This is a genomic window from Pseudomonas sp. P5_B3 (assembly GCF_056400405.1).
This window is the reverse complement of record NZ_JBFULI010000023.1, coordinates 68,197-85,612: the sequence shown is the minus strand read 5'-3', so window position 1 is coordinate 85,612 and position 17,416 is coordinate 68,197. Positions and strand designations below refer to the sequence as shown.

Here is a 17,416-nt window from a genome sequence, read left to right as displayed (position 1 = left end):
GGCTCACTCCTACAGGGATCTGCGGTGTTTTTGAAGGAATAGGAGAAATTTCATGCGTTTGGTTCAGTTCGAATTGAGTAACGGCGAACGCCGTGTCGGCGTGGTCGAGGCAGGCCTGGTCCGTGAAGTGCAGGACGCGCGCACCGTTCGCGATCTGGCATTGGCGGCGATCGAGGCGGGCGCAAGCCTTGAGCAACAGGTGCAAAGTCTGGGGCTGGGCATCAGCCACGACTACGCCGAACTGCTGACGCAACGGCGCATTCTGCCGCCCCTGGACCATCCGGACCCGGCGCACCTGCTGGTCAGCGGCACGGGCCTGACCCATCTGGGCAGCGCGTCGGCCCGGGACAAGATGCACCAGCAAAGTGGCGACGAATCGGCGATGACCGACACCATGCGCATCTTCAAATGGGGCGTGGAGGGCGGCAAACCGGCGGCGGATGAAGCCGGTGTGCAACCGGAATGGTTCTACAAAGGCGATGGCAGCATCGTCGTCAGGCCTGGGCAGCCGTTTCCCCTGCCGCCGTTTGCCGAGGACGCCGGTGAAGAGCCGGAGATCGCTGGCCTGTACGTGATCGGTCACGACGGCCAGCCGTATCGCCTGGGTTTTGCCGTGGGCAACGAGTTCTCCGATCACGTCATGGAGCGCAAGAACTACCTGTATCTGGCCCACTCGAAACTGCGCAGCTGCAGCTATGGCCCGGAACTGCGGGTCGGCGAACTGCCGCAGCATCTGGCGGGCACCAGCCGCATTCTGCGCGACGGCGAAGTGCTATGGCAGAACGAGTTTCTCAGCGGCGAGGCCAACATGTGCCACAGCCTCGCCAACCTCGAATTCCATCATTTCAAATACAGCCAGTTCCTGCGTCCGGGGGATGTGCACATTCACTTCTTTGGCACCGCGACCCTGTCCTTCGCCGACGGCATTCGCACGCAACCGGGCGACGTGTTCGAGATCACCCAGGCCGAGTTCGGCGCGCCATTGATCAATGGCATCGCACCGGTCGCAGCGGCTTTCGAACCCGGCACCGTCGGCACACTTTGAGGAGGTACCCATGACCCGGATCCTTGGTCACAACTACATCGGCGGCCAACGCAGCGCCGCCGGCAGCATCAAGTTGCAGAGTGTCGACGCCACCACCGGTGAGGCCTTGCCCGACGATTTTTATCAGGCGACCCCGCAGGAAGTCGATGCGGCGGCCACCGCGGCGGCTTCCGCGTACCCGGCCTATCGCAGCTTGAGTGCGGAGCGGCGGGCACAGTTTCTCGAGGCCATTGCCGATGAACTGGATGCCCTCGGTGATGATTTTGTCGCCGTGGTCTGCCGCGAAACCGCATTGCCTGCAGGCCGAATTCAAGGCGAACGTGGACGTACCAGCGGGCAGATGCGCCTGTTTGCCAAAGTCTTGCGTCGCGGTGATTTCTATGGCGCCCGGATCGACCGGGCATTGCCGGAGCGGCAACCGTTGCCGCGCCCGGATCTGCGTCAATACCGTATCGGCCTTGGGCCGGTGGCTGTGTTCGGTGCCAGCAACTTTCCGTTGGCGTTCTCTACCGCTGGCGGCGACACGGCATCGGCATTGGCGGCCGGCTGCCCGGTGGTGTTCAAGGCCCACAGCGGTCACATGGCCACGGCCGAGCAGGTGGCCGACGCGATCATTCGCGCCGCCGGGAAAACCGGGATGCCGGCAGGTGTGTTCAACATGATCTACGGCGCTGGCGTCGGCGAAGCGCTGGTCAAGCATCCGGCGATTCAGGCCGTAGGTTTCACCGGTTCGCTCAAGGGCGGTCGAGCCTTGTGCGATATGGCTGCGGCACGTGCGCAACCGATTCCGGTGTTCGCCGAGATGTCGAGCATCAACCCGGTGATCGTGTTGCCCGAGGCGTTACAGGTGCGGGCCGACACCGTCGCGCGAGACCTGACGGCTTCGGTGGTTCAGGGCTGCGGCCAGTTCTGCACCAATCCCGGACTGGTGATTGGCATTCGCTCGCCGCAGTTCAGCGCCTTTGTGCAGCAAGTGGCCGGGTTGATGGGGGATCAGCCGGCGCAAACCATGCTCAACGCCGGAACCCTGAGTAGCTATGGCCGGGGCTTGCAAAAATTGCTCGCTCATCCGGGCATCGAGCACCTCGCCGGCAGTCCGCAGCAGGGCAATCAGGCCCAGCCACAGCTGTTCAAGGCGAATGTCAGCCTGCTGCTCGACGGCGATGAAGTGTTGCAAGAGGAAGTGTTCGGTCCGACCACGGTGGTGGTTGAAGTGGCCGATCCTGCGCAACTGACGGCCGCCTTGAACGGCCTGCACGGTCAGTTGACCGCCACCGTCATTGGCGAGCCGGAAGACTTCGAACAGTTCGCCGGGCTGACGGCGTTGCTGGAACAGAAGGTCGGACGAATCCTGCTCAATGGCTATCCGACGGGCGTGGAAGTCTGCGATTCGATGGTGCATGGCGGACCGTACCCGGCAACATCCGATGCGCGCGGTACGTCGGTGGGCACCCTGGCCATCGATCGCTTCCTGCGCCCGGTGTGCTTCCAGAACTACCCGGACAGCTTGCTGCCGGATGCGCTGAAAAACGGCAATCCGCTGCGTATCCAGCGTCTGGTGGATGGGCAACCATCGCGCGAGGCGCTTTAACGGCTGACCACAATCCCTGTGGGAGCGAGCTTGCTCGCGATAGCGGCAGTCCAGTCGATGTAAGTGTTGACTGATGTTCCGCCATCGTCGGAACGCCGCCCGGAGCAAGCTCGCTCCCACAGGGAATGCGGTGCATGAGCTATCATTGCGTTTTTCTCATTCAAAGACTGATTGCCATGACTTCCCCAACCGACACCTTGCTCAATGCCCTCGAACACTGCGGAATGGTGGAGATCGACGGGCTGCATGCCTTCGAATTCGCCCTCGACGAGTTCGATAACCTGCACATTGAATGCATGGATGGCCGTGCGGCCAAACACTGGGAGTTCACCCCGGTGCAGATCCAGACCGCGACCTTCGACACCTCGCTGCAAAGCTGGTTGATCACCGGTAACTCGGGTGAACACCGTTTGGTGTGCCTGGGCGATGTCGTCAGCGGTGACAACGAAGATGACGACCAAGGCGATGCGTAACCTCTGGCCTCTGTTGATGGCTGGCAGCATCGGCGCCATGGGCGTCCAGGTCGCATCCGCCGATGACTATCAGCTGCTGGTGGGCTCCTACACCGCCGGTCAAAGTCAGGGCATCTACCGCCTGGCGTTCGACAGCAGCACCGGGCAGATCGATGCCAGCCCCCTGCAAGTGATCAAGAGCGAAAACCCGTCGTGGCTGACCCTGTCGAAGGACCAGCGACACCTGTTCGTGGTCAACGAGAATGGCCCGGGTCAGACCGATCCGGTCGGGCGCGTCAGCAGTTACGCGATTGATCCCAAGAGCCATGCGCTGATCCTGATCAGCCAGGTGCAAAGCCTGGGCAACGAGCCGACCCATTCCAGTCTCAGCACCGATGGCAGCCATTTGTTCGTCAGCAATTACTCGGTGGCCGAAGACCCGGGCGGCACCCTCGCGACATTGCCGGTGGCGGCCGATGGCAAGCTCAAACCGGTGGTGCAGATGAGCAGCCACCCGGCGAGCCGGGTCAATCCCGAGCGCCAGGCCTCGGCCCACGTGCATTCTGCGATCCCGTCGCCGGACGGTAAATACGTGTTCGCCAATGATCTGGGGGCGGATAAGGTGTTTACCTACCGCTTCGACCCCAAGGCCAACCCGCAACTGCCGTTGACCCCGGCCACCCCGGCATTCGTGCAGCTGCCGCCGGGCAGCGGGCCGCGCCACCTGCTGTTCAGCGCCGATGGCAAACACGCCTGGCTGACCATGGAAATGAGCGCGCAAGTGGCGGTGTTCGATTACCACGACGGCCGACTCGAACAGACGCAGATGGTTGATCTGGCTGCCGGGCAACCCGTCTCGGACAAGGCTGCGGCGGCGTTGCACGCCTCGGCTGACGGCAAGTTCCTCTACGTCAGCAACCGTGGCACGGCCAATCAACTGCTGGTGTTTGCCATCGATCCGGCCACCGGCCACCTCAAGGAGCTGCAACGGCGGGCGGTGGAGGGCGATCATCCGCGGGAATTCAGCCTCGATCCGAGTGGCAAATTCCTGTTGATCGCCAATCAGAAGAGCAACCAGATTGTCGTCGTCGAACGCGATGCCAGGACTGGTCTGCTGGGCAAGACCGTGCAAAAACTGCCGATGGACGCTCCGAGCGACCTCAGGTTTCTGCTGCGTCAATAAGCCGCAGGCCCCGGTTGATGGGGCCTGCCTGCTTTTATCAATGACGCTGATATCTGGTACTGCTACAAAGCATTTCAAGGCACGAACCCTCGAGGGTTAAGTTTGCTTCACGGCCCAACCGGGCAAGCAAGCCAACTGAATCCGAGGAATACCGCCATGAACTTCAACATCTTCTCTGTCATTGCCGCTTCCGCCATTTCTGCCACCGTTGCGTTGCCAGCCAGTGCCAACGTTGAAATCAGCGACAAAAAAGCCCACACCCAGAGCTACACCCAAAAGTATCTGCAACAGAGCGCCAACTTCTACGCCGCGCTGGATCACAAGACCCAGGCCTGAGCGTTCAACCCTGCCTTTATGCAGGAGCGAAGTCACTGATGATCGAAGACCCTGATGTTGAAACGCAGGTGTTGAAAACGATCAGAGTGATGTCGCTCCTGCATAACGCATTTGCGACAGTATCATTTTGACATCAATGTTGCGCTTGATATCACATTGCCATGCGTTTAAATTGACGCTGATTTTTTGACTCTTCCTCACGGCAAGGATCGGCAGCATGGTGACGCGTCTGGCATTGGTTCTTCTTTTTCTCTATTCCACCCCCATTCTGTCGGCAGTCGACCCTGTTCCGAGTGAACCGGATGCTGCCCGCGAGCGCTTGATGAGTTTTATTGAAGACTGAAATAGTTTGGCTTAATGATCAATGAAGCTGATGGTCACTATGGATAACCCTGAGTGGTTACCCGAGCTTTTTTGATCGATTCTGTGGGCATTGAAACATGCCTGCGGAGAACATCATGGCCAGCGCAATTCTCACTTCTGCCAAATACGGCGCCTATGTGGCGATCGGTCTTTACCTTGCCATGGTGCTGCTGGTCAGCCTTTCGGCGCAGTCGCAATCCACCTTCGAAGCACCGATCCAGGTCGCTCATCCCGGCATCCAGTTTGAACACCGTGCGCAAAACGCGGGCGTTGATCAGGCTGAACTCGCGGGAGTCGTCGGCGCATGAAAGGGCACAGACTCTGGGTCATCGCCTTCCTGGCGTTCATGACCAACGGATCCTCCCTGCTGGGGATCGGCCAGGGCTCGGCGGGCTCGGTGGCACGGGCCATCGAAGCCAACCACAACATTGCCCGCAGCATCGAAAACGCCAGTGCCCAGGGCATGCTGACCGGCAATCCGCCGATCAGGACAGAAGGGGTGGTTTTCGGGCCGTTCCAGGTGGATTGCTCGGCGCTCGGGATGTGTGAGGTGTTGGCCTGAAGCCCACTGTCGATGAAAGGCTTTGTGGCGAGGAGGCTTGCCCTAATGCCGATCAATTAACGCTTCGAACACCGCCCCCCTGTGGGAGCGAGCTTGCTCGCGATGACGATCGCACAGTCAACACATGCGTTACCTGACAGTCCGCTATCGTCGGAACGCCGCCCGGAGCAAGCTCGCTCCCACAGGTTTTGCTCCTTAACTGACTGGCATTAGGGCAAGCCCCCTCACCACAGTGTGCGGCGGCTTACTTGCGCATCACTCCGGTAAACAAATCCGACTCCAGAAACCGCTGCAACCAGTCCTGCAAGCGCCGATACGGCGTCTGCGCGAACCAGTCGCGGTCGACATGGGCGAACTGGCGCACGAAGGGCATCAACGCCACGTCGGCCAGGCTTGGATGATCGGCCAGCAAGTAATCGCGTCTTTCCAGCAATACCTCCAGCCTTTGCAGAAATACCTCGCCCTCGCCGCGATAAACCTCCATCGGCTGCTCGGGATAACGCTCGGCGTACTTGTAGCGATTCAAGTGCACCTTGAACACCTGATCGTTCTGTTCGATCAGCGAGGCGATTTGCGCCGCTGCCACAGGATCATCCTTGAGCAGCCAGTCCTGCGGATCGTTCTGCGCCAGGGCCCAGTGCATGATGTCGAGGCTTTCGTCGATCACCTGGCCATCGGTGCTCAGCACCGGCACCGTGCCTTTGCCCGACAGCGCGAGCATTTCGGCGGGCTTGGCCTTCAGGCTGACTTCGACGATGTCCACGGCCACACCCGAATAACGCAGGGCCATGCGTGCGCGCATGGCGTACGGGCAGCGGCGGAAGGAATACAGAATATTCATTTCACCTCCAGGGTGCTCAGGCCGTTGCCCTGGCGTTGGACCTGAATCTGCACCGGAATCCGTTCATGCATTTCCTGCACGTGGGAAATCACCGCGACCTTGCGGCCCTGGGCTTGCAGGCCGTCGAGGGCGTCCATGGCCAGTTGCAGGGATTCCGGATCGAGGCTGCCGAAGCCTTCGTCGATGAACAGCGATTCGATTTTCAGCGTACTCGACGCCATCGATGCCAGGCCAAGGGCCAGCGCCAGTGATACCAGGAAGGTCTCGCCACCGGACAGTGAATGCACCGAACGCAGTTCGTCGCCCATTTCGGTGTCCATCACCAGCAACCCGAGCATGCTGCCGCCGCGCTTGAGGCGATAGCGTCGCACCAGTTGGCGCAATTGCACGTTGGCGTGGTGCACCAGCAGGTCGAGGTTGTAGGCCTGGGCGATCTTGCGGAAGGTGTCGCCGGTGGCGGAGCCGATCAACGCATTCAGGCGCGCCCAGCGCTGGTATTCGCTGTAGGCGTCGGCAATCTGTTGTGCCAGGGCCTGATTGACGTTCTGCCGGCGCTGGTCCTCGGCCTGCTCGGCGCGCAGTTCGGCGCAGTGCTGTTCGCTGGTGACGGCGAGGTTTTGCAGGTCGATCAGCGCACTGGCCAACTGCTCGGCATCGAGGTTGCCGTTCTGTTGAGTCTGGTGATCGAGCAGGCGCTTGTCGCGCTCCTGCACCAGGACGCTGGCCTGTTCGATGGCTTTTTCGCTGTGCTGCAAGCGGTGGCGCAGTTCGCTGACCTGGGTGTCGTCGACGCGCAACAGGTCTTCGAGGCCGCCGTCATCCAGTTCGGGATGGCGGGCACGCCAGTCGCCGATTTTGCCGGCGAGCTCACGTTCTTCGCCTTCCAGTGCGTGCAGGCGTTCCTGCTGGGCCTTGAGCTCGGCGGCGAGTTGCACTGATTGCGTGACGACGCTTTGCAGCGTCTGCGCGGTGCTGGCTTCGGCGCTGCGCGCCTGTTCCACGGCCTGTTCCAGTTGCTGCTGCCAGTGCTCGGCGCTGCTGTGCTCACCGAGTAATTGCCCGAGTGTGTGCTGGCAAGCCTGTTGCTGCTCGGCCAGTCCATTGAACTGCTGTTCGGCGGCCTGCAATTGCTGCACGCGGCTTTGCTGGCGATCCTGTTCCTTCTCCAGGTTTTGCTGGCGCTGTTGCTGCTCGGCCAGTTCTTCCTTTTGTTGCTCGAGTTGCGCCAGGCGCTCGGCGATCTGCCGGTCGAGCTGCATGAAGGTCGCGGCCGGCTCGACGCGCAGCGCTTGCAGGGTCTCGGCTGGCAGCAGATGGGCGAATGCGCTGAGTTCTTCGTCCAGACGCTGGCGGTCGTTGCCCAGTTCGCGCTGTTGATTGCTCAGGTGCTGGGCCGCTTGCTGGTGCGCGGTTTCGGCATGGCGCAGTTGCTGGGTCAGGCGTGCGGCATCCTGTTGCAGGGTGAGCAGCGCGCTCTGCCGTTGCTCGTCCTGGCTGATGCTCTGGTTGAGCTGGCTGTTTTGCTGAATGAGCCAGGCATCGCGTTTGGCGGCATCCTGATTGAGCAGTTGGGCAGCCAGCGGATGCGCTTCCAGGCTTGGGGCGAGGGCCTGCTGCTGAGTCGCCAGTTGCTCTTGCTGTTGCAGCAGTTCCTTTTGCTGGGCGATCAGCCCGCCGACTTCGGCGCGCAAGTCGGTGAGTTTTTCCTTGAGCAGGTCAACGGCCTTCTGCGCGTTGGCCTGTTCGCTTTCATCAAAACGGCCGAGGCTTTGCAACAGGGCTTCGGGCTGATGATAGGGATGCTCGTTGCTGCCGCAGACCGGGCATGGCTGGTCGTCCTGCAACTGCGCGCGCAGCTCTTCGACACTGGCACTGCGCGCCAGACGCTGGCGCTCCAGCAGTTCGCGGGTGACGTTGAGGGTCTGTTCGGCAACGCTCAAATCAGCCTTGGCCTTGACCCCATCCTGGGTCAGGCGTTCACGTTCCTGCTGCGCGGTGAGCTGGCGTTGTTGCAGCTCGGCGCCGCGCTTGTCCAGGTCCTGCTGGCTGGCCCATAGGCGCGCAAGGTCTTCGACGGCGCGCAGTTGCTTGCGGTTGTCCTGCAACAGGCTGCCCAGAATACCGATCTGCTCGGCGACGGCATCCGGTTCGGCGCCGGCCTCCTTGAACAGCACCTCCAGTTGCTGCTTCTGTGCGCTGTGCGTTTGTTCGGTGCTCGTGGCGTTTTGTTCGAGGCTGGCCAGTTCGGCCTGACCCTGATTCAACCGGTTGCCGATCAGCACCAACTGTTGCAGGCGATCACGGTAGGCATTCCAGGCATCGCTCAGCGGAGCCAGATGCGTGCTTTGCTCCAGCTCGGTGGCGATGCGCTGCAAGTCCCCGGCGCCCCGGGTTTGCTGATCGAGCAAGGTCTGAATCGTGCTCTGGCCCTGGCCGCAGGCCTGCTCGGCATTTTGCTTTGCCTCGGCACTGAGGGCGGTGTCCTTGGCGAGGCGGGCGAGGGTGCTTTGCGCTTCGAAGGCCTGGCGCAGTAGCGGCGCGCTGGCGGTTTGCCGTTGTTGCGCTTCGTTCAACGCGATCCGGGCGGCGCTAAGCTGTTGCTCGAGCTGCGTCTGACGCTCGCCGAGTTCGCCGTGCTGCTGCGTGTGCAAGGCAATTTGCGCCGCCAAGGGTGTCAGCAGCCCCTCGACCTCGGCTTTACGGGCGAACTGGTGCCGTTGCGGGGCCAGCTGTTCGAGGCGGGTGAGCCTCAAGCGCTCACTGGCCAGGGCCTCCCAGTGGGTCTGTGCCGATTGCAGTTGTTCGCTGGCGGCCAGATGTTCGTCCTGCAATCGACGCAGGTCCTTGAGCCAGGTGTCCTGCAGTTCAAGCTGTTTGAGCTGTGCCTGTTGGGTCTTGAGTTGTTGTTGCGCCTGGTTGAAGCGCTCATCCAGTTCTGCGCGGGCTTCGGGCGACAGCGGCGTCACACCGCTGGCCTGATCCTGCAGCAGCTTGTGCGCCTCGCGAGCCTCTTTGGTCTTGTCGAAGGCCCGACGACCGAGGCGGGTGTAGAGTGCCGTGTCGGTGAGTTTTTCCAGCAGTTCGCTGCGGTCGTTGTCATCGGCCTTGAGGAACGCACTGAACTCGCTTTGCGCCAACATCACCGCGCGGGTGAACTGTTCGAAATTCAGCCCCAGCGCAGCTTCGAGCTGAGTCTTGTATTCGCCTTTCTGGCTGGCGAGCAATTGATCCTGATCGATGTCACGCAAGCTCTGGCGGCTGGCCTGCAGCTTGCCGGCGGCCTTGTCCCGGGCGCGATTGGCTTCCCAACGGGCGCGGTAGCGGCGGCCGTCGACACCGACGAAATCCACTTCCGCATAGCCTTCACCCGTGCCGCGACGCAGCAGGGTGCGCGGGTCGCCGGTCGCGATTTCGCCATCGGCGTCCGGCACCTTGGCGTCACGGCCGGTGTTGTTCAGGCGCGGCACGGCGCCAAACAGCGCCAGGCACAGGGCGTCGAGCAGGGTGCTTTTGCCGGCGCCGGTGGGGCCGGTGATGGCGAACAGTCCGGCACTGGCCAAGGGTTCGGCGGTGAAGTCGATTTCAAATGGCCCGGCCAGGGAGGCGAGGTTTTTCAGGCGGATCGCGAGGATTTTCATGGTTGTTCGCTCTCCATCTGTACGTCCTGCAACAGCTCGGCAAAGTCCTTGAGGGTCTGTTCGTCGACCTCGCTGCCATAGTTGTCCTGCCAGGCGCGGCTGAACAGTTCCTGAGGCGTGAGCTGGTCCAGTTCGATCAGCGTGCTGTTTTCGTTGGCACCGTCACGGCCACCGTTACCGGCGTATTCGGCGGCGATGCGCACCAGGCGCACGGCCTTGCCTTGCAGGGCGGTTTCCACTTGATTGCGCAGGTCGGGCTGCGGTTCATCGAGGCGCACCCGCACCTCCAGCCATGGCTGGCGCTGGATCTCGGCCAACAGGTCGATGTTCGGCAGGTCCGCCAGTTGCAGCAGGATCTCGCTCAATGGCGCCGGGCCGATACGTTGCAGGTTGACCGCGCGGGGGATCAGCTTCGGCTCGACGCTGAGCAGGGTTTCGCCGTCGAGATTGATGTCGAGAATTTGGTGCTGATAGCTGATCTCGGAGAACGACAGGGGGATCGGCGAGCCGCTGTAGCGGATGCGCTCCTCGCCGTTGACCTTCTGCGGCTTGTGCAAGTGGCCGAGAGCGACATAGCTGATGCTCGACCCGAACAGGCTGGCGGGCAGGGCCTCGGCATTGCCGATGATCAGGCTGCGCTCGGAGTCTTCCGACACCGAGCCGCCGGCCATGTGTGCGTGGCTGATGGCGATCAGTGCCTGGCCCGGCTGGCGCTTGGCGTTGGCCGCTTCGATCAGCCACTCATGCACCTGACCGATCCCGCGCAAATAGTTGTCGCCCAAATGCGCGCCGGTGACTTCCGCCGGGCGCAGGAATGGCAGCGCCAGGCACCAGCCGGCGACTTCACCACTGGCATCCGGCAAGGGCAGCAACAGGCGCTCGGCGTCCAGTTGCCCGTCATCCAGCCACAGCACGCGGCCGAGCGCATGAGTGCGCAAGCGGCGCATCAACGGTGCGGGCAGTTCGATCCGCGAGCCGGAATCGTGGTTGCCGGCAATCATCACGATGGTCAGCAACGGCTGCTGTTCGTGGGCGCTGACGATGAAGTCGTAGAGGCGCTCCTGGGCTTTGACCGGCGGATTGACCGTGTCGAAGATATCGCCAGCGATCAACAGCACATCCGGTTGATCCAGTTTCAGCTGGCGCAACAGCCATTCGAGAAAACAGCCGTGTTCGAAATCGCGATCCTGGCCGTGCAGGTTCTGCCCGAGGTGCCAGTCGGAGGTGTGAAACAAGCGCAAGGCGGACTCCGCTACAAAATAGGTAATGGCCGCGGGAAAAATGAAGGCGGCGAAAGGGGGGAGAGTTTACTGGTAAAAAAGTCTGGTCGCTGCATGGATGTCTTCGAACCGTACACCTGTGGCGAGGGAGCTTGCTCCCGCTGGGCTGCGAAACAGCCCCATTACCCGGCGATGAAGTACACCCAAAGGTCCGAGTCGACCGGGATGCGACTGCTGCGCAGTCGAGCGGGAGCAAGCTCCCTCGCCACAGGCAAGCCCCCTCGCCACAAGGGTCGGTGTTTACTTGGGATAAAGCGGCGGCAACCCACTCTCACCAACCGGATCCTGCACCCGTTCGGCCATCGGGATTGCCTTGATCGCCCGCCACAACTCCTCACCTTGCCAGTACTGGCCGGTTTCGCTGTACAGCGCGCCGTTCAGGCCGTCGAGGGCGTCGGACAGTGGCACGAAGCGGGCGGCCATGTCGGCCAGGGTTTCCGGTTGTTGCCGGGCCCAGGCGTCGAGGGCCTGGCGGGTGGCGTGGGAGTCGTTGGCCTGGCAGGCGCGCTTGAGGTCGTCGAGTACGGTGCGTGGGCTCGGGCCGGTTTGCGCGACACGCGCCACCGCCGGTTGCCAGCGGCCACGCCACCAGAGGCCGAAGCCGAGCAGGGTGGTGCAGGCCAGGATCAAGGTGCTGAGCTTCCAGCGCCAGAGCGCTTCGCTGTCGGCGCTGGCATCGATCGGTGAGGCGCCGGACGGGGTGTCCACCACCAGGCTCGGATTGGCCGCCACGTGCAGCGTGCGAGCCGGCAGGCTGCTGTGTTCCAGATGGTCTTCAAAGGTGTTCCACCAGACCAGGTCGACGGTGGGCAGCTCGATGGCGCCGGTCCGTGTCGGCACCAGGGCCTCGCGGTCTTCACGACTGCCGACCAGGCCGCGTTCGCTGTTCTGGTTGCCGAGCACCGGTTGATCCGGATAGCGGCGCAGGCCGCCGACATCGGTGCCGGGCAGTGGTGGCAGTTGGGTGCTGGACAAGCCTTCGGCCGTCACTGTCAGGCTGCGGGTCAGTGAATCGCCGACCTGGGTGTGGTCCGGCTCCGGGTTCCAGCTTTCGCTCAGGCTCAGGCTGCGCGCAGGCAGCCAGGGTGCGTCGGCCGGATAGGTGATGGGTTTGGCCTTGACCGTCAACAGTAGTTCGGTCGAGGTGACGGGCATCAGCTTGCCGGATTTCGGCCCTTGGGCGGCGTCCTGGGTCGGTTGCGCATCGACCAGCGCGGCGTTGAAGATCTGCGCCGGAATGATCAGTTCGCCACTGTGTTGCGGGTAGATCGCATAGCGCATTTCGATCACGCCGTGGCGCTGACCATCGATGTCTTTTTCGTAGGTGCGTGAGTCGCCCAATTGTTCGATGCGCGCATCTGGTATCTGCAAGGGGGGCAGGCTGCTGTCGTCGTACAGCGACACCGAATGGTAGATACGCAGGGTCAGGACCGCCTGAGCCTGAACGTACACACTGGTTTGATCGAGGCTGGCATCGATGAACACCGGGGCCCGTTTGTTCGAGTTGTCCGGTGTTTCGCTCTCGACCACTTGCAGGGTGATCGGCTGGCTCTGCAGTTCGCCCAGTTGCAGTGGCGGAATCACCACGCTGCCGTTTTGCCGGGGCAGGAGGGTGACGATCCACCGCGTGGCGGCCTGGTTTTCGCCGCTTAAGGTGTTCAACTGGTTGACCTGGCGTGTGCCGCGCACTTCGAACAACGGCTCCAGCGGTGCCAGGTCGGGTTTGCCGAACTGAGTGACATCGGTGGATTCCAGGGTCAGCTCGACCGTCTCGCCTGAGCTCAGGCGACTGCGGTCCACACTGGCGACCAGCTCTGCTGCCTGTGCCTGAACCGCGCAGAACAACAGGCCATGCAGCAGCGCGAGCAATAAAACGGTGAAGCGGGTCATCGAGTTTCTTCCTGATCCTGATGTTGTTGCTGTTCGTACCAGAATTTGCGCCTGAGCAGTTCACCAGGGTCATCCGGAATCTGCCGCAGCCACTGCTCCAGTGCCTGGCGCTGTTCACCTTCGATGCCGCCGGTGGCCGGGCGCAAGGGTGGTGTGGTGTGTTGTTCGTCACCCAGTTCGCTGCCTGGTACTTCGTTGGTTCCCGGTTTCGGCGGTGTGGTGGGCGGTTGTTGCTCACCCGGGCTGGGCGGTTGCCCATCGTCGCTGCTCGAGGGTTGGGCAGCAGCACCGGGCGGTGGTTCCTGCGATTCGGCTTCGGGCCGGGCGTTGCTGGCTGCGTCTGGCTCAGGAGGGGGGGGAGTGTTTTTCTCCTTGAGCAGACGTTCCACCAGCGCCTTGTTGGTCAGTGCCGGACGCAAATCAGGTTGACGTTCCAGTGCCTGTTCGTAAGCGTCCAGGGCGGCCTCCAGCTCACCACTTTTGGCCAGGGCGTTGCCCCGATTGTAGTGGGCATGGGCATCGTTGCCCTCGGCAAACCGCTCGGCGGCGCCGGCGTAGTCTGCGGCTTCATAGAGCGCCACGCCTTGCCACTGATGGTCTTCGAAGCGCCGGGCGGCCTCGGCCGGACGCTTGTGTTTGAGTAATTGCACGCCTTGTTGATCAGGACGCAGCCACAGGTCTGCGAGGTCGAAGGCATAGCCGGGTTGCGGTAGCGCCAATAGCAGCGGCAGACACAGCAACCAACCACGACGTCCTGCGCAGGCCGCGAGCAGCAGCAGTGGCAGCAGCAGCCAGTAACCCTGGTCGGCCCAGGTGTCGAGGCGCAAGGTCTGACCGTCGTTGCGCAAATTGCGTGGACCGTCGAGCAGGCCAAGGGCGTGCAGGTCGCTATCGTCCAGGCGCGCCTGGCGAAAGCGTCCATCCAGGTCGTTGGCAAAGCCTTTCAGGCCGGGCTCGTCGAGGCGCGGCACGAGAATTGCGCCTTGTTCATCCTTGAGGAAACTGCCGTCCTCCTGGGTGATGGGCGAGCCTTCGGCGGTGCCGATGCCGAGCATCAGGAATTGAGTCGATTTGCCGTTCAGCGCGCGACGGATGCCCAGCCGCTCTGGTTCGGTCAGGGACGAACCCATCAGCAGGATCCGACCGTCGCCCAAAGCAGCCTGTTCGAGCAGCGCCAGGGCCTTGAGTACCGCCAGATCGGCGCGATGACCGGGCTCTGGCATCAACGACGGCTTCAGCGCATCCAACAGGTTGCGGCTGGTGGAAAGATCATCTGACAGCGGTACCAGCGTGTGGGCACTGCCGGCGTAGACGACAATGGCGGTTTGCGCGTCGCTGCGGATCTGCAGCAGGTCGTACAGCTTGCGCCGGGCCTGTTCCAGCCGATTGGGCGTGACGTCGGTGGCGAGCATTTCCGGGGTCAGTTCAAGAACCACCACCAACGGGTCCGCGGGTTTCTGGCTGGTTTGCTCGACGCGTTCCCAACCCGGACCCAACAGCGCGAGCACGGTCAACAGCCACGCCACGCCGAGCGCGACCCAGGGCAGTTTACTGTCGCGACCACTGCCGCCGCTGAGCAGTGCCGAGTGAAAGGCCGGCGGCAGGATCATCTGCCAGCGCCCGGCGCGCTTCTTGCGGTGCCAGAGTTGCCAGAGCAACCAGCCAAGCACCGGCAGCAATAGTAGCCACCAGGGCCGGAACCAGTAGGGCCACAGCGCACTCATCGGCGCCTCCGCAGACGCAGGCGTTTAAGACGCTGGCGCCAGTCGGGCAGCAATTGCGTTTGCAAATACAGATCCTTGGTAAACAGGCGTTGCAACGGGTTGTCCGGCCAGAGTACGGGAACCACCAGCAGTATGCTCAAGCACAGCGCCAAGGCGAGCGGCCAGTGATACAACGCTTGAGTCGGGCGGGCCTGGGTGGGTTGTTGGGCCACGGGCTCCAGTTGGTCAAGGGTGTCCTTGATCGATTGCAGTTCCTTGCCATCGTGGGCGCGGAAATACTGGCCGTCGGTGGCTTCGGCGATGGCTTTCAGGGACGGCTCGTCGAGGTCCAGGCTCGGATTGACACCGAGGAACCCCACGGAGCCACTTTGTTCCGGATCGGCACCGATGCCGATCGGGTAGATTTTCACACCTTCCTGGGCCGCCAGTCGGGCGGCGGTGAGCGGATCGATTTCACCGCCATTGTTGGCGCCGTCGGTGACCAGTATCAGCACGCGGCTTGTTGCAGGACGCAAACGCAGGCGTTTGAGGGCCAGACCGATTGCATCGCCGATGGCGGTGTTTTTGCCGGCAATGCCGATGCGCGCTTCGTCGAGCCAGACGCGTACGGTGTGGCGGTCGAAGGTCAGCGGTGCCTGCAGGTAGGCCCGGCTGCCAAACAGGATCAGGCCGACGCGGTCACCTTCGCGACTTTCGAGGAAGTCGCCGAGCAGGTGCTGGACCAACGACAGTCGACTCACATCTTCGTCCTGCCACTGCATGTCAGGGAAATCCATGGAGCCGGAAACGTCCACCGCCACCAGCAGATCGCGGCCGCTGGCGGCGATCGGCAAGGGTTCGCCGAGCCACTGCGGGCGCGCCGCCGCGACCAGCAGTAACAGCCACAGCAAAATGAACGGCGTCTGTTGGCGCCATGCCGGCAGGTTGGCCCGGGCGCGACGCCCGGCGAGGCCTTCGAGATCGCTCAGGAAGCTGACCTTGAGTGCCGGTTCGCCACTGTCGGCCACCGGCAATACGATGCGCATCAGCCACGGCAGCGGCAGAAGGGCAAAAATCCACGGCCAGGCAAATTCAAACATGCTTGCGAATCCATGTGTCGACGGCCTGGGTCAGGCCGGCGATCGCCTTGTCGTCGAGCTTGCATTCGGGTTTGTAGGCGCCCTCCACAAGCACCATCCAGCGAGTCAGCCCGGCCGCCGGGCAGCGGTTGTCGAGGAACGCCAGCCATTTGCGGCCGTTGAGGGTATGGCTCTGGCTGTAGGGGTAATGGTTGCGGCACAGGCGTTTGAGCAAGCCGTTGAGTTGCTGCAGCCAGGCACCGGCTGGCGCACCGTCGTAGGGTTTGGGCATCAAGGCCAGCTCCGCCAGGGCGGCAAGACGCACCGGGTCAAGCGGCTGTTCAGCACGTACCACTGGGCGCTTGTCCAGAATAAGGCGACGCAGCTTCCACAGGCCCAAACCGATCAGTGGCACCAATAAAAGCAGCAACCACCAACCCGGTGCCGGAGGCCAGAATTCCACCGGTGGCGGGGATATCAGGGGTTGCAGTTGATCAAGGCTGCTCATCGACCTTTCCCCGGTTTCTGTGGGTTCAGGTATTCGCGCAGTTGTTCGACCATCTCGCTCTGAGTGCTCAAAGGCATCATCAGTACCCGTAGTTTCTGCGCGAGCAGCTCCCAGCGAGCGATGCGTGCTTCGGCCTGAGCCCGGTAAGTCTGGCGCAGGTCGAAATTCAGCGTATCGAGTTCCAGTTGCGCTCCACGCTCGGCGAAACGTAAAAGTCCCGCGGCGGGCAGGGCATGATCCAGCGGATCGGACACCGGGAGCAACAACAGGTCGCAATGACGTGATAACAGGCTCAGCTGTTGCTCGGCGCTTTCCGAAAGCGCGCGTTCATCGCAAATCACAATCACAAGGCTGCCCGGGCGGGACACTTCCCGGGCGCGGCGCAGGGCGATACCAAAGGCATCACGGTCCGGTTCGCTTTCGCTGTTGAGCGACTGATTGACCCGCACCAGCCGATTGAGCAGCTGCAGCAGGCTTTGCTTGCTGCGCCGAGGCTTGATTTCGTAGTGCTGATTGTCGCCATACACCAGCCCGCCGACCCGGTCGTTATGCCCCAGGGCTGCCCAACCGATCAGGCTCGCGGCCTGTGCGGCGAGCACTGATTTGAACATCAGGTCCGAGCCAAAAAACAGCCGGCGGCTTTGTTCGACCATGATGAAAATCGGCCGCTCACGTTCTTCGTGGAACAGCTTGGTGTGAGGCTCCTGGGTGCGTGCGGTCACGCGCCAGTCAATGGTGCGCACATCGTCGCCGGCCTGATAGACCCGTACCTGATCGAAGTCGACGCCACGGCCGCGCAATTTGGAATGGTGCAGGCCGATCAGCGGGCTGCGTTGGCTCGGCGTGGAAAACAGCTGCACTTCGCGCACGCGATGGCGCATCTCGATCAGGTCGGCGAGGCTGACACGGATGCCCGGTTCGGGCGGCAGGCTGGCTTTCATCGGG

General features: G+C 62.5%; 16 protein-coding genes. 8 read left to right on the top strand and 8 right to left on the bottom strand.

Annotated elements, in window-relative coordinates; translation table 11 throughout:
- Positions 1 to 52: 52 nt before the first annotated feature.
- The 8 genes from araD1 to AC1DRN_RS15360 all read left to right on the top strand — a co-directional run bounded on the left by araD1 (position 53) and on the right by AC1DRN_RS15360 (position 5,532).
- Complete coding sequence (gene araD1 / locus AC1DRN_RS15395) at positions 53 to 1,045, top strand: AraD1 family protein (RefSeq protein ID WP_223463803.1); 993 nt, start codon at positions 53 to 55, stop codon at positions 1,043 to 1,045.
- A 10-nt stretch (positions 1,046 to 1,055) separates the two neighbouring features.
- The gene (locus AC1DRN_RS15390; protein ID WP_223463802.1) at positions 1,056 to 2,636 is read left to right on the top strand and encodes an aldehyde dehydrogenase (NADP(+)); all 1,581 of its coding nucleotides are present in this window, start codon (positions 1,056 to 1,058) and stop codon (positions 2,634 to 2,636) included.
- Between the two features lie 134 nt (positions 2,637 to 2,770).
- Complete coding sequence (locus tag AC1DRN_RS15385) at positions 2,771 to 3,109, top strand: DUF5629 family protein (RefSeq protein ID WP_223463801.1); 339 nt, start codon at positions 2,771 to 2,773, stop codon at positions 3,107 to 3,109.
- Complete coding sequence (locus AC1DRN_RS15380; RefSeq protein WP_223463800.1) at positions 3,102 to 4,271, top strand: lactonase family protein; 1,170 nt, start codon at positions 3,102 to 3,104, stop codon at positions 4,269 to 4,271. Before AC1DRN_RS15385 ends, AC1DRN_RS15380 begins: the two co-directional genes overlap by 8 nt.
- Before the next feature lie 156 nt (positions 4,272 to 4,427).
- Positions 4,428 to 4,607, top strand: coding sequence for a hypothetical protein (locus AC1DRN_RS15375; RefSeq protein WP_007979950.1), 180 nt, complete (start codon positions 4,428 to 4,430; stop codon positions 4,605 to 4,607).
- Positions 4,608 to 4,824: 217 nt separating this feature from the next.
- Positions 4,825 to 4,950, top strand: a complete 126-nt coding sequence (locus tag AC1DRN_RS15370; protein ID WP_263289964.1) for a hypothetical protein — start codon at positions 4,825 to 4,827, stop codon at positions 4,948 to 4,950.
- A gap of 115 nt (positions 4,951 to 5,065) precedes the next feature.
- Positions 5,066 to 5,278, top strand: a complete 213-nt coding sequence (locus AC1DRN_RS15365; protein WP_223463799.1) for a hypothetical protein — start codon at positions 5,066 to 5,068, stop codon at positions 5,276 to 5,278.
- Positions 5,275 to 5,532, top strand: a complete 258-nt coding sequence (locus AC1DRN_RS15360; RefSeq protein ID WP_223463798.1) for a hypothetical protein — start codon at positions 5,275 to 5,277, stop codon at positions 5,530 to 5,532. Before AC1DRN_RS15365 ends, AC1DRN_RS15360 begins: the two co-directional genes overlap by 4 nt.
- Positions 5,533 to 5,776: 244 nt before the next feature.
- Here the strand turns inward: AC1DRN_RS15360 and AC1DRN_RS15355 are convergent, their stop codons facing one another.
- From AC1DRN_RS15355 to AC1DRN_RS15320, 8 genes are all read right to left on the bottom strand, one after another.
- Complete coding sequence (locus tag AC1DRN_RS15355; protein WP_223463797.1) at positions 5,777 to 6,373, bottom strand: glutathione S-transferase; 597 nt, start codon at positions 6,371 to 6,373, stop codon at positions 5,777 to 5,779.
- The gene (locus tag AC1DRN_RS15350) at positions 6,370 to 10,011 is read right to left on the bottom strand and encodes an AAA family ATPase (protein WP_223463796.1); all 3,642 of its coding nucleotides are present in this window, start codon (positions 10,009 to 10,011) and stop codon (positions 6,370 to 6,372) included. Before AC1DRN_RS15350 ends, AC1DRN_RS15355 begins: the two co-directional genes overlap by 4 nt.
- On the bottom strand, positions 10,008 to 11,252 hold the full coding sequence (locus AC1DRN_RS15345; protein ID WP_223463795.1) for an exonuclease SbcCD subunit D C-terminal domain-containing protein: 1,245 nt from the start codon (positions 11,250 to 11,252) through the stop codon (positions 10,008 to 10,010). The genes AC1DRN_RS15350 and AC1DRN_RS15345 overlap by 4 nt, the downstream gene beginning before the upstream one ends.
- Before the next feature lie 279 nt (positions 11,253 to 11,531).
- A complete protein-coding gene (locus AC1DRN_RS15340) occupies positions 11,532 to 13,181 on the bottom strand; it encodes a BatD family protein (protein WP_223463794.1) in 1,650 nt (549 codons plus the stop codon).
- Positions 13,178 to 14,905: a VWA domain-containing protein gene (locus tag AC1DRN_RS15335; RefSeq protein ID WP_223463793.1), complete on the bottom strand. Its 1,728-nt coding sequence runs from the start codon at positions 14,903 to 14,905 to the stop codon at positions 13,178 to 13,180. The genes AC1DRN_RS15340 and AC1DRN_RS15335 overlap by 4 nt, the downstream gene beginning before the upstream one ends.
- Positions 14,902 to 15,984, bottom strand: coding sequence for a vWA domain-containing protein (locus AC1DRN_RS15330; protein WP_457266136.1), 1,083 nt, complete (start codon positions 15,982 to 15,984; stop codon positions 14,902 to 14,904). Before AC1DRN_RS15330 ends, AC1DRN_RS15335 begins: the two co-directional genes overlap by 4 nt.
- Entirely contained in the window at positions 15,977 to 16,471 is a 495-nt protein-coding gene (locus AC1DRN_RS15325) for a DUF4381 domain-containing protein (protein WP_223462909.1), read from the bottom strand. Before AC1DRN_RS15325 ends, AC1DRN_RS15330 begins: the two co-directional genes overlap by 8 nt.
- The gene (locus tag AC1DRN_RS15320) at positions 16,468 to 17,412 is read right to left on the bottom strand and encodes a DUF58 domain-containing protein (RefSeq protein WP_457266137.1); all 945 of its coding nucleotides are present in this window, start codon (positions 17,410 to 17,412) and stop codon (positions 16,468 to 16,470) included. The genes AC1DRN_RS15325 and AC1DRN_RS15320 overlap by 4 nt, the downstream gene beginning before the upstream one ends.
- Between the last annotated feature and the right edge of the window lie 4 nt (positions 17,413 to 17,416).

What these genes read in the sequence shown, in the direction of transcription:
- araD1 (WP_223463803.1), top strand. Translation starts at nt 53, where the DNA reads ATGCGTTTGGTTCAGTTCGAATTGAGTAACGGCGAACGCCGTGTCGGC.
- AC1DRN_RS15390 (WP_223463802.1), top strand. Translation starts at nt 1,056, where the DNA reads ATGACCCGGATCCTTGGTCACAACTACATCGGCGGCCAACGCAGCGCC.
- AC1DRN_RS15385 (WP_223463801.1), top strand. Translation starts at nt 2,771, where the DNA reads ATGAGCTATCATTGCGTTTTTCTCATTCAAAGACTGATTGCCATGACT.
- AC1DRN_RS15380 (WP_223463800.1), top strand. Translation starts at nt 3,102, where the DNA reads ATGCGTAACCTCTGGCCTCTGTTGATGGCTGGCAGCATCGGCGCCATG.
- AC1DRN_RS15375 (WP_007979950.1), top strand. Translation starts at nt 4,428, where the DNA reads ATGAACTTCAACATCTTCTCTGTCATTGCCGCTTCCGCCATTTCTGCC.
- AC1DRN_RS15370 (WP_263289964.1), top strand. Translation starts at nt 4,825, where the DNA reads ATGGTGACGCGTCTGGCATTGGTTCTTCTTTTTCTCTATTCCACCCCC.
- AC1DRN_RS15365 (WP_223463799.1), top strand. Translation starts at nt 5,066, where the DNA reads ATGGCCAGCGCAATTCTCACTTCTGCCAAATACGGCGCCTATGTGGCG.
- AC1DRN_RS15360 (WP_223463798.1), top strand. Translation starts at nt 5,275, where the DNA reads ATGAAAGGGCACAGACTCTGGGTCATCGCCTTCCTGGCGTTCATGACC.
- AC1DRN_RS15355 (WP_223463797.1), bottom strand. Translation starts at nt 6,373, where the DNA reads ATGAATATTCTGTATTCCTTCCGCCGCTGCCCGTACGCCATGCGCGCA.
- AC1DRN_RS15350 (WP_223463796.1), bottom strand. Translation starts at nt 10,011, where the DNA reads ATGAAAATCCTCGCGATCCGCCTGAAAAACCTCGCCTCCCTGGCCGGG.
- AC1DRN_RS15340 (WP_223463794.1), bottom strand. Translation starts at nt 13,181, where the DNA reads ATGACCCGCTTCACCGTTTTATTGCTCGCGCTGCTGCATGGCCTGTTG.
- AC1DRN_RS15335 (WP_223463793.1), bottom strand. Translation starts at nt 14,905, where the DNA reads ATGAGTGCGCTGTGGCCCTACTGGTTCCGGCCCTGGTGGCTACTATTG.
- AC1DRN_RS15330 (WP_457266136.1), bottom strand. Translation starts at nt 15,984, where the DNA reads ATGTTTGAATTTGCCTGGCCGTGGATTTTTGCCCTTCTGCCGCTGCCG.
- AC1DRN_RS15325 (WP_223462909.1), bottom strand. Translation starts at nt 16,471, where the DNA reads ATGAGCAGCCTTGATCAACTGCAACCCCTGATATCCCCGCCACCGGTG.
- AC1DRN_RS15320 (WP_457266137.1), bottom strand. Translation starts at nt 17,412, where the DNA reads ATGAAAGCCAGCCTGCCGCCCGAACCGGGCATCCGTGTCAGCCTCGCC.